Source organism: Kitasatospora sp. NPDC056273 (genome assembly GCF_042268845.1).
Lineage (GTDB): Bacteria > Actinomycetota > Actinomycetes > Streptomycetales > Streptomycetaceae > Kitasatospora.
Map to the genome: position 1 here is coordinate 18,864 of NZ_JBHJSJ010000011.1, position 11,589 is coordinate 30,452.

The following is an 11,589-nucleotide window of genomic DNA, read 5'->3' on the forward strand; positions in this document are numbered from 1 at the left end:
CACCCCCGGCGGGCGGTAGGCGGCGGCGCGGCCCGGGTGGTCGCGCCGCCGTCTCGTGCTGTCCCGTGCCGCCGCACCGCAACGCCGCGCCCTGGTCCGGCAGGGCCCGTCCGGCAGGGCTCCCGCAGGACGTGCGCCGGGTCGGTCGACCGGACCCTAGCGCGGCGCGGCGGGGGTCGTCGGAGCCTTCGCGGGAGCCGTCGAGGACTTCCCGGGAGCCGTGGAGGCGGGGGCCGTCGGGGCGGTGGGGGCCGTCGCGGGGGTGCCGGGGGCGCCCGGGGCGGCGGGCGCCGGGGAGAGGCCGGTGCAGCCGCGCAGGCCGTCGCGGCGCTTGAGGGCGGCCTCGGCGGTGGCGCCGGTGACCGGCTCCGGGATGCCCTTGTCGTCGATGGTGGCCGGGGTGAAGGCCTCGCCGGTCACCTTCCCGTCGGCGGTGAGGGTGAGGGTGGTGACACCGGTCTCGTTGGAGTTGGCGTAGTTCGAGGTGCCGTACCAGAGGAAGTTGCCGAAGCCGTACCCGATGTAGGTGTCGCCGAGCATGCCCGAGCCGACCATGGTGTGCGCGTGGGTGCCGACCACGGCGGTGGCTCCGGCGGTGGCGAGCTTCTTCGCGATGGTGGTCTGCGGACCGGTCGGGCAAGCCTTGCCCTCGTCGCCCCAGTGCAGGTAGACGAGCACCACCGGGGCCTGCTGCTTCGCCGTCTCCACCGCCTTGACCAGCGCCGGGACGTCCAGCGCCGAGGCGATGCCCGGCTTGCTCGCGCCGGCCCGCCACTTCTGGTTGGTGAGGTCCTCGACCTGGCTGGCGGCGACCACCGCGACCTTCACCCCGCGCACGGTGGTGACGTACGGGGCGTACGCCTCCTTGGCGTTGCGCCCGACGCCGACCACCGGGATCGGCGAGGAGTCCTTGGCGGCGAGGGTGTCGGTGAGGCCGTCGGCGCCGAAGTCCACGGCGTGGTTGTTGGCCATCGAGACGACGTCGACGCCCGAGTCCTTGAGCACCGACAGCGCCTTGGGCGAGGTGCGGAAGGTGTACGTCTTCGGCTCCGGGGCGCCGCGCCCGGTGATCGCGGTCTCCAGGTTGAGGACCGACAGGTCGGCGTCGGCGAGGGTGCGGGAGATCGGGCCGAGCGCAGGCTCGGGCGGCTTGACCGCCAGCCGGGCCTCGGTGCGGCCCTCGAAGTGGACGTCCCCGGCGAAGGCGACGGTGATGGTGCCGTCGGGCCGGGGCGGGGCGCTCTTGCCCGGGGCCGTGCCGGAGGGCGAGCCGCCCGGCGCCGAGGACTCGCCCGGCGGGACGGGGGCGGCGGAGGCCGGGGCCGGGGCGGGGTCGTCCGGCCCGCAGGCGGTGACGGCGGTCAGTCCGGCGAACAGCGCGACGGCGGCCGCGGCACGGCGCATGAGTGGATCCCCCCGAGGATGATGCGAGAACGATCAGCGTACGCCACCGAATCACCACCGCTCGGACCCGAGCTCGCAACATTCCGGCCACAAAAGGGCACGGCGCGGCGGCCCCGACCGGGCGCCGACGGCCGCTCCCCGGACGGCGCGCCCGGCCCACCTGGCCGACCCGTCCCAACCGCCCACCCGACCGGGCCACCGCGTCCCTGGCGCGGAGGCGGGCGGGCGCGCAGCGTGGTGTGGAGGGGGCGAGTACGGGGGAAGCGCGTGCGAGGGGAGCCCGTGCAGGGGAGCGCGCGCGTAGGGGGGCGAGTCCCGCACCGAAGGCCCGGAGGTGTGACGTGATGGGCAGCAATCAGCTCTCCTCCGCGGGTGACGTCTCCCCCGCGGGCGGCGGCCGCGCCTCCCCCGCCCGGGAGCGCCGGATCGTGGTCGGGATCGACGGCTCCCCGCCGTCGAAGGCGGCCCTGCGCTGGGCGGTCGGCCAGGCCGTGCTCACCGGGGCGACGGTGCACGCGGTGGCGGCCTGGGAGTACCCCTCGCTGTACGGGTGGTTCGCGCCGATGGTGGACGACGGCTTCGAACGGATCGCCCGCCGGACGCTGAGCGCCGAGGTCAACGAGGTCCTCGGCCCGGACCGCCCGGTGGACGTCCGGGAGAGCCTGGTGCTGGGCCACGCCGCCGAGGTGCTGCTGGAGGCCGCCGAGGGGGCCGACCTGCTGGTGCTGGGCAGTCGCGGCCGGGGCACCTTCGCCCGGACCCTGCTCGGCTCGGTGTCCACCCGGTGCGCGGTGCACGGGGTCTGCCCGGTGGTGATCGTCCGCGCCGACGCGGCGGCCTCCCCCGCGGCTACCGCCCTCGGGGTCGAACAGCCGGCGCCCGGGGCCGTGCGCACCAAGGACTGGCAGCTCAGCCTGCACGTGGTCGAGGACGAGGACACCACCCGGGTGCACGCCGTGCTGGACGCCGACGGCAACGTGCTGCACAGCGACACCCGCTCCCGCCGCAACCCGCGCGACGCCCCGGCCCCGGCGGTCGGCGACGAGTTGGCGGTCGGCCGCGCCCTGGTGGACCTCGGCCACCAGCTGCTGCGCGCCGGCGTCCACGGCGCCACAGGGACCACGGAGGAGTGAACGACCCGGCCGGGGGTGGGAACCGGGCCGTGGCGTGAGCGGCGAGCGGCCGGGTACGCCATGCTGAATCACCGCTGAACCACTGAACTGCTGAACCGCCGTACCCCCGTCCCTCCCCGACCCGATCATCCCCGCCCCGCCCCGACCGGAAGAGCCGCTCCCCGCCATGGACACCACGCCAGCCTCCGAGGCCCCCACCCCGGAGGCCGCCCCGGACTTCACCCCCGACGAGCGCGCCCGGGGCCGGGCACTGCGCCGCGCCCAGCTGCCGTGGGCGCTGGGCGGGCGGCTGGCGGGCCTGGCGCTCACCCTGCTGCTCGGCCTCACCCCGGTCGGCGCCGCCGTGGTGACCGCCGTCGGCGGCTGGTTCGGCGGCTCACGGACGGCCGGGGTGCTGGCCGGAGCGGCAGCCCTGGTGCTGCTCGGCCAGGCGCTGCAGCTGCCGTTCGGCGCCGGGGCGCGGACCGTCCGGGTCCGGTACGGGCTGGTGACCCAGGGCTGGGCCGGGTGGGCGTTGGACGCCGTACGCGGCCTCGCGCTCACCCTCGTCCTCGTCCTCCCGCTCGCGCTCGGGCTGTTCGCGCTGACCGCCTGGTCGCCGCAGCGCTGGTGGCTGCCGGGGGCGGGCGCGGCGGCGCTGCTGACCGTGGCGCTCTCCTTCCTCCATCCGCTGCTGATCGAGCCGGTGTTCAACCGCTTCTCCCCGATGCCCCCGGGGGAGCTGCGCACCGCGCTGCTGGCACTGGCCGAGCGGGACGGCGTCCGGGTGCGGGACGTCCTGGTCGCGGACGCCTCCCGCCGCACCACCGCGCTCAACGCGTACGTCTCCGGGTTCGGGGCGACCCGCCGGATCGTCGCGTACGACACCCTGCTGACCACCGCCGAGCCGCGCGAGGTGGAACTGGTGGTCGCGCACGAGCTGGGCCACGTCAAGCACCGGGACGTGCCGGTGGGCACCGCGCTGGGCGCGGTCGGTGCGGCCGTCGCGGTGGCCGTCCTCGGCCTGCTCGCCACCTGGCGGCCGCTGCTGGACGCCGCCGGGGCGACGGACGCGGCGGACCCCCGGGCGCTGCCGCTGCTGGCGGCACTGGCGGCGCTGCTGGGCGCGCTGTCGGGGCCGGCGCAGTGTGCGGTGAGCCGTCGGATCGAGGCCAGGGCGGACCGGCACGCGCTCGAACTGACCGGGGACGTCGAGCAGTTCGTGGCGATGCAGCGCAGACTGGCCGTGGCGAACGTCTCCGATGTCGACCCGCCGAGGGTGCTTGAGCTACTGTTCGCCACTCACCCGAGTGCGACCAGCCGGATCGCCGCCGCCCGCGCCTGGCAGGCCGCACCGGAACGGCGGGCGCCGGAGCGGGGCGCAATCCCGGGCACATCTGTTGTATAGTGCAACAAATATCGAGGAGATAGGAACGCCGTGCCCGGCCGCCAGTCGTCCATCGAGACCATCCAGCGCGAGCTGACCGCCTTCGCCCGCCGCGCCCGGCACAAGGCCTCCCAGCTGCACCCCGACCTCTCGCTGGTCACCTACAGCATCCTCGACCTGATCACCGAGCGCGGCGGCTGCCGGGCCGCCGACGTGGCCGCGTACTTCATGCTCGACAAGTCCACTGTCAGCCGCCAGGTCACCGCCCTGGAGAAGCTCGGCCTGCTGGCCCGCGAGACCGACCCGGACGACCAGCGCGGCCAGATCCTGCGCGCCACAGAGGCGGGGCTCACCCTGCTGCGGGACGCCAACGAGCAGCGCAGGCTCTCCTTCACCGCGCGCTTCACCGACTGGTCCGACGAGGACGTCGCCCGCTTCGCCGACTACCTGGCCCGCTACGGCCAGGAGGGCTGACCGGGCACCGCAGGGGAGCGGGCGGAGCCCTGCCGGGAGGCGTGAGCCGAGCGCTGGCGGGGAGCAGGAACCGAACGCTGCCGGGGAGTGAGACCGGCCGCTCCGGGTGCGCCCCGGCACCCCCACGGTGTACAGAGGAGGAGTGCCCCTCCGGCAGCGTCCCGATGCGCCGCACCCGCCGCCCGCGCCGCATCCCCCCGACCCCCGCCGCGCCTGGCGGCCCGACCGCCGGGTGCTGACGGCGCTCACGCTCGCGCTGATCGTGCTGATCACCGTCGTCGACATCGTCTCCCCGCCGGACGTCCACCTCGGCCCGCTGCTGATCGTCGCCCCCGCCCTCACCGCCTCCTTCGCCGGCCCCCGGGCCACCGCCGGGGTCGCCGCGCTCGCGTTCGCCGCGCTGACCGTCATCGGCGCCGTCCGGGATGGCCTGACCAGCGCGAACATCGAGACCCAGCTCAGCGCGCAGCTGATCGTCTCGGCGCTGATCGTCGGCCTGCGGGTGCTGCGCGAACGGCACGAGCGCGAACTGGCCCGGGTGCGCTCGGTGTCCGAGGCCGCCCAGCGGGTGCTGCTGCGCCCGCTGCCGGAGCGGATCGGACCACTCCACCTGGCCTCCGTCTACCTGGCCGCCGAGGCCGAGGCGCAGGTCGGCGGCGACCTGTACGCGGCCGCCCGCACCGCCACCGGCACCCGGCTGCTGGTCGGCGACGTGCGCGGCAAGGGCCTGTCCTCGCTCGGCGACGCGGCCCTGCTGCTCGGCGCCTTCCGCGCCGCCGCCCACCTGCACGCCGAACTGCCCGACCTGGCCGCCTACCTGGACGGCAGCGTCAGCTGGGACCTCGCCCAGCTCGCCGAACAGTCCCGGCGGGACCGGTGGGAGCGGCGCGAGCGGCAGGCGCTCTCCGCACTGCCCTTCCCCCCGCCCGAGGAACCCCCGGAGGAGAGCGGCGACTCCGGCGAGTCGTTCATCACCGCCGTGCTGCTCGACATCCCCGACGACGGCTCCCCGGTGCGCCTGATCGACTGCGGCCACCCTCCCCCGCTGCTGCTGCACCCCGACGGCATCACCGCCCTCGCCGCCCGCCAACCCTCCCCGCCGCTGGGCCTCGGCGAGCTCGCGCCGACGCGGTACGAGACGGAGACCTTCCCGTTCCGGCCCGGCGACCGGCTGCTGATCTACACCGACGGCGTGATCGAGGCCCGCGACGCCCAGCGGCGCTTCTACCCGCTCACCGAACGCGTCACCGCCTGGCGTGCCGAACACCCCGCTGCCCTGCTCCACCACCTGCGCCGCGACCTGCTCGCCCACGTCGGCGGCCGACTGAACGACGACGCGGCCATGGTCGTGGTCGAGCGGCTGCCGTGAGGACGGCCGACGAGCGCCCCGTGACGAGCGTCCTCGGAACGACGGCAGGCAGCCCTGTCGGATTGCCTTCTCCCGGCCCTCGTCGGGCCGGCCGCCGTCCCTCGGGCACGGCTCCCGGCCTGATCGCCTCCGGGCGTGTACGAGCCCGAGGCCGAGGCCGAAGCCCAGGCCGAGGAGGGCGGGCACGGCAGCCGTCGCGGCGAGGGCGCGCGGGTGGCGGAGGTCGAACATGCCGGGGCTCCTTCCCGGGGCCCGGACGGCCCCGCTCGTGGTGCCCCAACGATGACCCCGGCCACCCCTCCCGCACATGTACCGAACGGCACATCCTGAGCAGCGGCACCCCCACGTCCCCCTGCCGATCGGCAGGGGCACACCGGTCGCGTCCACACGGTGGGAAGGATTCTCCCCACCCGTACCCGTACCCGCGGCCCCCGGCAGGCCCTACGGCTGGCGGACGTACGGGGTCGTCGTGCTCACCCAGGCGAAGCCGAGGCGCTGCAGGATCGGCCGGCTCTGGTCGCTCGCGTCGACCTGGAGGTACTCGTAGCCGAGCTCGGCCGCGAGGCGGGCGCGGTGGGCGATGAGGGCGCGGTAGATGCCCCGGCCGCGCCAGTCGGGTGCGGTGCCGCCGCCCCAGAGTCCGGCGAACCCGGTCCCCGGGATCAGCTCCATCCTGGCGCCGCTGACCGGGCGGTCGCCGGCCATCGCGACGACCATGCTGACCGTCCCGACGCCGTGCCGCAGGTGGTCGAGCAGCCGCTCGCGCAGACGGGGGTTCTCGGCGCCGAAGGCCTGTGTGTGGGCGTCCATCAGCAGGTCCACCCCGGCCGGGTCGGTCACCGGGAGCAGCCGGACGCCCTCGGGCAGGGCGGCCTCGGCGGGCAGGTCCGCGATCCGGGCGAGCATCAGCGCCTCGTCCGGCTCCGGGGTGAAACCGGCCGCCAGCAGGCGGGCGCCGAGGTCGGCGGGGCGGTCATGGGAGTAGGCCTTCCACTCGAACTCCAGCCCCAGTCCGGCGAAGTGGCGCACCTGCGCGGCGATCGCCGCGTCCGCCCCGGCCTCGTCCAGCCCGGACCAGACCACGCCGTTCCAGCTGTGCTCCGAGCCCACCTGCCGGACCACCGCACCGTCGCGCTCGACGCGGCAGCCGGGATCGGGCGGCGTGTTGCGCCGGATCCGGTCGTCGAACAGGGCAAGCATGTCGTCATGATCCATCCGCTCACTCCAGCACGGTCCGCGAGCGCGCACCATCGAGTTTCCGCGCCACCGGCTGCGGGCGGCGCCCCCGGGTCGGCTCCGGGCGGCGCTCCCCGTCCTGCCGCAGGCGACGGCCACCGGTCTGCTCACGCTCCCCGTCCTGCCGCCGGCGCCGGCCACCGGCCTGCTCACGCTCCCCGGCCGACCGGCGGTCCGCCGCCCGGAGCCGGCCGGACCGGATCGCCTCGCTCGGCGCCTCCGCGCCCATGATGGCGTCCAACAGGCCGCGCGCTTCGGCGAGTTCGTCCATCTGCCGGGTGATCCGGGCGCGCTCCCGGGCCAGACCGTCGAGCAGTTCGGGGCAGGTCGGGCCGGGAGGGCGCTGCCCCGGGCCCGGCAGGCCGTGGAGGATCTCGGCGATCACGGCGCTGTTGAGGCCGGCCGCGAGCAGGGTGCGGATCCCGCGGACGGTGTCGACGTCCGGCTCTCCGTACTCGCGGTAGCCGCTGGGACGGCGCTCGGGCGCGAGCAGCCCCTGCTCCTCGTAGTAGCGCAGCGCGCGCGGGGTGGCCCCGGTGCGCCGGGCGAGCTCTCCGATCCGCATCGCGGACACCTCCTCGACGGACCGTTCACCGCGACCCGCCACCGAGGCTCTCCACCGAAGCCCCCGTGACGTTCCGCCGTGCCCCTCCGCCTTGACTCTGCCGTCGGCGTGAAGGTCTAGCGTAACCGCCATGCCGAACGAACGATCTTCCTCAACCTCCCCTGCCCGCACCGCCGTTGCCGTGCTGGGCCTGGGTCCGATGGGTCGGGCGCTGGCCGGGGCGCTGCTGGCCGCCGGCCATCCGGTCACCGTGTGGAACCGCACGCCGGGCCGGGACGCCGAACCGCTCGCCCTCGGCGCGGTCGGCCGCGAGCCCCGCCGAGGCGGTGACGGGCTCCACCGAAGGAGCCACGGGCTCCGCCGAGGCCGGCGCCCCGCTCGTCCTGCTCTGCGTCCGCGACCAGTCGGCCGCCCGCGCCGTACTGGAGGCCGCCGGGGCGGCACTGCGCGGCCGGACCGTCGTCAACGCCACCTCGACCGCGCCGGGCGACGCGCGGGCGAACGCCGCCGACGCCGAGACCCGGGGCTACCGCCTCCTGAACGCCGCGGTCCTCACCCCCACCCCGACCATCGGCCGCCCGGAGGGCACCGTCCTGCTGAGCGGCGACGCCGAGGCCGTCGCCGCCCACGAGGCGACGCTGCGGGCGCTGGGCACCGTACGCCACGTGGGCGCGGACCCGGGCCGGGCGGCGGCCTTCGACGCGGCCCTGCTCGACCTGTTCTGGACCACCGTGCACGGCTGCCTGCACGCCCTCGCGCTGGCTCGCGCCGAGGGCATCAGCGGCGCCGAACTCGCGCCGTACGCCCAGGGGTTGCCGCGCCTGCTGCCGCCGCTGATCGACCGCTTCGCGCAGCGCGCGGACGACCGCCGGCATCCGGGCGACCACAGCAGCCTCGCCTCCGCCGAGGCCGGGCTGGCGCACGTCGCGCACACCGCCCGGGCGCGCGGCCTGGACACCTCCGTCCTGGACGCGGCGCTCGCCGTCACCCGGCGGGCGGTCGGGGCCGGGCACGGGTCGGACGGGGTGTCCGCCCTGGTCGACCTGCTCGCCGGGCAGCCGAGCAGCCGGGTAGCCGGGCAGCCAGGTCACCGGACAACCGAGCAGCCGGGACCCGGGCAGCCGGACACCCCGCCGACCGGGCCCGCTACTGCGCCAGGTACCCGCCGTCGACCGGCAGCACGACCCCGGTGACGAAGGACGCGTCGTCGGAGGCGAGGAAGAGGACGGCCGCCGCGACCTCGGCCGGGTCGCCCAGCCGCCCCATCGGGTGCAGCTTCTCGATCGCCCCGAGGTACTCGGTGCCGCCGGGCTCGTCGTACAGCCGGGCGACCCGCTCGGTGGTGATGGTGCCGGGGGCGACGGCGTTGACCCGGATGCCGCGGTCGGCCCATTCGACGGCGAGGTGCTTGGTCAGGCCGGAGGCGACGAACTTGGCGGGCCCGTACACCGCCTGGCCGCGCTGGCCGGCCTCGCCGGAGATGGAGGAGAGGCAGACGATCGAGCCGCCGGGCCGGTCCTGCGCGGTCATCGCCTCGATCGCGTACTTGCAGGTGAGGAACATGCCGCGGCCGTCCACCGCCATCACGTGGTCCCAGTCCTCGGCGGTGGCCTCGGTGATCTCCATCAGCGGGATGATCCCGGCGTTGGCCACCAGCACGTCCAGCCGCCCGTGCCGCTCGACGGCGGCGGCCACCAGCCGGCGCGCGTCCTCGTCCCGGGCCACGTCGCCGACCACCGTGCTGACGACGTCCGGGAACCGCTCGGCCAGCCGGTCCAGCCCGGCCTCGTCCACGTCGAAGGCGACCACCGACGCGCCCTCCCGGACGAAGCGTTCGGCGACGGCCCGTCCGATACCGCTGGCCGCACCAGTCACCGCACAGGAGCGGCCGGCCAGCCGCCCGCCCGCGGGGCTCCCCGCGTTCTCAGTCACCATGGCGCGACTCTACCCAGCGGGCGGCCACGCGTCGGGTGCCTTCGACCGGTCCGCCGGATCCGGCCGGTCGGCGGCTCAAAAGCGGCCCGGAGCGGGACCGGGGGGCGGAGCGGAGAGAAGCAGGAGCCGGCAGAAGGCCACCGACGACAACGGCGGCCGGGACCGTCGGTACGGTCCCGGCCGCCGCGCCGGCTCGACGGCGGGTACTACACCCGCGCGTCCGTCGCCAGGGCCTCCGCCACCGGAAGGTTGGGCTGCGGGTGGGTCAGCAGGTGCACGCCCGCCGCCAGCGCGCCGCCGACCAGCGGGGCGAGCAGGAACAGCCACAGCTGCGACAGCGCGTCGCCGCCCGCGAACAGCGCCGGGCCGAGGCTGCGCGCCGGGTTGACCGAGGTGCCGGTGAGCGGGATGCCGACCAGGTGGACGACCACCAGCGCGAGGCCGATCGGCAGCCCGTCGAAGCCGACCGCGGCGAGCCGGTGGGTGACCGCCAGGACGACGTACACCAGCAGGAAGGTGAGGATGACCTCGGTCAGGAACGCGCCGCCGGCGTTGATGTGCATCTGGGAGCGCTCGCCCCAGCCGTTGGTGCCGAGCTTGCCGTGGGTCTCGAGCCCCGGTATCTGCTTCGCCAGCAGCAGGACGAGCCCCGCACCCGCGATGCCGCCGAGCAGCTGCGCCACCCAGTACGACACCGCCGTGCGCCCGTCGATCCGGCGGGCCAGCAGGAAGCCGAGCGTCACCGCCGGGTTGACGTGGCAACCGGAGATCGGGCCGAGCGCGTACGCGAACGCCAGCAGCACGAAGCCGAACGCGAACGCGATGCCCACCGGACCGATCGCCACCCCCGCGAGCACCGCAGCACCCACTGCCAGCAGCACCAGCAGCAGGGTCCCGAGGAACTCGCCGATCACCGCCCGCCTGTCCGTTCCACCCATGCGCCTGGTCCTCCTGACCGTCAGGGCAGGCGGTCCGGTGCCGCCCACGTCCGGCCAACCCTGGTCGACCGTTCGAGGGACCGCATGTCGGCCGGACGGCGTAGCGCCGTGTTTACGGCGCGTCCGCCTGCCGAATTACTCCGAACGGATGAAACCGTACGGAAATGGCGCAGCCAATGCAAAACGGAAGCAAAACGGGCAGACAGGGACAGGGCGGTCGCCGTGTGCCTGTCAGACCGTCAGCACGATCTTGCCGCGCAGGTGCCCGCCCTCACTGACCCGCTGCGCCTCCGCCGCCTCCGCCAGCGGGAACACCCGGTGCAGCGGCAGCCGCAGGGTGCCCGCCTCGTGCAGGGCCAGCGCGGCCGCGTAGGCGCTCGTGTAGTAGGGCTCGACGCCCTCGGCGCCACCGGTGAACCGGACGCCGTGCTCCTGCGCGCCCTGGATGTCGGCGATCGTCAGCACCCGGTCCGCGTCACCCACCAGCTCGATCGACAGCGGCAGCACCCCGCGCCCGGCCGCGTCCAGCACCCGGTCCACCCCGCCCGGGGCGGCGGCCCGCACCCGCTCGGCCAGGCCCTCGCCGTACGTCACCGGGATCGCGCCGAGCTCGCGCAGGTGGTCGTGGTTCGACTCGCTCGCGGTGCCGACCACGGTGATCCCACGGGCCCGGGCGAACTGGAGCAGCACGGTGCCCACCCCGCCGGCCGCACCGTGCACCAGCAGGGTCTCGCCGGGCCGCACGCCCAGGACGGCGAGGGCGCGCTCGGACGTCTCGGCCGCCGTCGGGATCGCGGCGGCCTCCGCCCAGCCCAGGGTGGCGGGCTTGTGGGCCAGCATCGCCGCGTCCACCAGCGCCCGCTCCGCGTAGCCGCCGCCCATCAGGGCGCCGAACACCTCGTCGCCGGGGGCGAAGCCGCGCACCTCGGCGCCGACGGCCTCCACCACGCCGGACACCTCGAAGCCCGGAACGTAGGGGAAGGAGACCGGGAAGAACCCGGCCAGCTCACCGGTGCGCAGCTTGTGGTCCAGCGGGTTGACGCCCACCGCGCGGACCGCGACCCGCACCTGGCCGGGGCCCGGGGCGGGCAGTTCGATGTCGATCGGGCGCAGCACGTCCGCGCCGCCGAACTCGGGGAAGGCGATCGCCTTGGTCATGGGAAGGTCCT

The 11,589-nt window shown here is 75.7% G+C and carries 11 protein-coding genes; 5 read left to right on the top strand and 6 right to left on the bottom strand.

Annotation, left to right across the window (positions count from 1 at the left end; genetic code table 11):
- Positions 1 to 156: 156 nt before the first annotated feature.
- Positions 157 to 1,404, bottom strand: coding sequence for a CapA family protein (locus ACFCY1_RS12360; protein ID WP_375874456.1), 1,248 nt, complete (start codon positions 1,402 to 1,404; stop codon positions 157 to 159).
- A gap of 344 nt (positions 1,405 to 1,748) precedes the next feature.
- On the opposite strand from ACFCY1_RS12360, the gene ACFCY1_RS12365 reads away from it, so the two are divergent.
- The 4 genes from ACFCY1_RS12365 (at position 1,749) to ACFCY1_RS12380 (ending at position 5,746) form a co-directional block, all read left to right on the top strand.
- On the top strand, positions 1,749 to 2,537 hold the full coding sequence (locus ACFCY1_RS12365) for a universal stress protein (RefSeq protein ID WP_375874457.1): 789 nt from the start codon (positions 1,749 to 1,751) through the stop codon (positions 2,535 to 2,537).
- Positions 2,538 to 2,703: 166 nt separating this feature from the next.
- On the top strand, positions 2,704 to 3,924 hold the full coding sequence (locus ACFCY1_RS12370) for a M48 family metallopeptidase (RefSeq protein WP_117490767.1): 1,221 nt from the start codon (positions 2,704 to 2,706) through the stop codon (positions 3,922 to 3,924).
- 30 nt (positions 3,925 to 3,954) lie between these two features.
- Complete coding sequence (locus ACFCY1_RS12375; RefSeq protein ID WP_049651037.1) at positions 3,955 to 4,377, top strand: MarR family winged helix-turn-helix transcriptional regulator; 423 nt, start codon at positions 3,955 to 3,957, stop codon at positions 4,375 to 4,377.
- Between the two features lie 232 nt (positions 4,378 to 4,609).
- The gene (locus tag ACFCY1_RS12380) at positions 4,610 to 5,746 is read left to right on the top strand and encodes a PP2C family protein-serine/threonine phosphatase (protein ID WP_049651038.1); all 1,137 of its coding nucleotides are present in this window, start codon (positions 4,610 to 4,612) and stop codon (positions 5,744 to 5,746) included.
- 441 nt (positions 5,747 to 6,187) lie between these two features.
- Here ACFCY1_RS12380 and ACFCY1_RS12385 read toward each other — a convergent pair whose 3' ends face one another.
- Together ACFCY1_RS12385 and ACFCY1_RS12390 are read right to left on the bottom strand one after the other, a co-directional pair.
- Complete coding sequence (locus ACFCY1_RS12385; protein WP_049651039.1) at positions 6,188 to 6,961, bottom strand: GNAT family N-acetyltransferase; 774 nt, start codon at positions 6,959 to 6,961, stop codon at positions 6,188 to 6,190.
- A 4-nt stretch (positions 6,962 to 6,965) separates the two neighbouring features.
- On the bottom strand, positions 6,966 to 7,547 hold the full coding sequence (locus ACFCY1_RS12390) for a MerR family transcriptional regulator (RefSeq protein WP_375874458.1): 582 nt from the start codon (positions 7,545 to 7,547) through the stop codon (positions 6,966 to 6,968).
- Positions 7,548 to 7,873: 326 nt separating this feature from the next.
- Here ACFCY1_RS12390 and ACFCY1_RS12395 point away from each other — a divergent pair, with 326 nt between their 5' ends.
- Positions 7,874 to 8,740, top strand: a complete 867-nt coding sequence (locus ACFCY1_RS12395) for an NAD(P)-binding domain-containing protein (protein WP_375874459.1) — start codon at positions 7,874 to 7,876, stop codon at positions 8,738 to 8,740.
- Here ACFCY1_RS12395 and ACFCY1_RS12400 read toward each other — a convergent pair.
- From ACFCY1_RS12400 to ACFCY1_RS12410, 3 genes are all read right to left on the bottom strand, one after another.
- Positions 8,694 to 9,482 carry an SDR family NAD(P)-dependent oxidoreductase gene (locus tag ACFCY1_RS12400; RefSeq protein ID WP_375874460.1) on the bottom strand — a complete coding sequence of 263 codons (789 nt, stop codon included), beginning with the start codon at positions 9,480 to 9,482 and terminating at the stop codon, positions 8,694 to 8,696. The two genes, ACFCY1_RS12395 and ACFCY1_RS12400, sit on opposite strands and share 47 nt — an antisense overlap.
- Positions 9,483 to 9,688: 206 nt before the next feature.
- Entirely contained in the window at positions 9,689 to 10,420 is a 732-nt protein-coding gene (locus ACFCY1_RS12405; protein WP_375874461.1) for an MIP family channel protein, read from the bottom strand.
- A gap of 231 nt (positions 10,421 to 10,651) precedes the next feature.
- Positions 10,652 to 11,578 (bottom strand): NADP-dependent oxidoreductase, encoded by a 927-nt coding sequence (locus ACFCY1_RS12410; RefSeq protein ID WP_375874462.1) that lies wholly within the window; start codon positions 11,576 to 11,578, stop codon positions 10,652 to 10,654.
- Between the last annotated feature and the right edge of the window lie 11 nt (positions 11,579 to 11,589).

Excerpts from the sequence above, each read along its gene's own strand:
- ACFCY1_RS12360 (WP_375874456.1), bottom strand. The coding sequence starts at position 1,404 with ATGCGCCGTGCCGCGGCCGCCGTCGCGCTGTTCGCCGGACTGACCGCC.
- ACFCY1_RS12365 (WP_375874457.1), top strand. The coding sequence starts at position 1,749 with ATGGGCAGCAATCAGCTCTCCTCCGCGGGTGACGTCTCCCCCGCGGGC.
- ACFCY1_RS12370 (WP_117490767.1), top strand. The coding sequence starts at position 2,704 with ATGGACACCACGCCAGCCTCCGAGGCCCCCACCCCGGAGGCCGCCCCG.
- ACFCY1_RS12385 (WP_049651039.1), bottom strand. The coding sequence starts at position 6,961 with ATGGATCATGACGACATGCTTGCCCTGTTCGACGACCGGATCCGGCGC.
- ACFCY1_RS12390 (WP_375874458.1), bottom strand. The coding sequence starts at position 7,547 with ATGCGGATCGGAGAGCTCGCCCGGCGCACCGGGGCCACCCCGCGCGCG.
- ACFCY1_RS12400 (WP_375874460.1), bottom strand. The coding sequence starts at position 9,482 with ATGGTGACTGAGAACGCGGGGAGCCCCGCGGGCGGGCGGCTGGCCGGC.
- ACFCY1_RS12405 (WP_375874461.1), bottom strand. The coding sequence starts at position 10,420 with ATGGGTGGAACGGACAGGCGGGCGGTGATCGGCGAGTTCCTCGGGACC.
- ACFCY1_RS12410 (WP_375874462.1), bottom strand. The coding sequence starts at position 11,578 with ATGACCAAGGCGATCGCCTTCCCCGAGTTCGGCGGCGCGGACGTGCTG.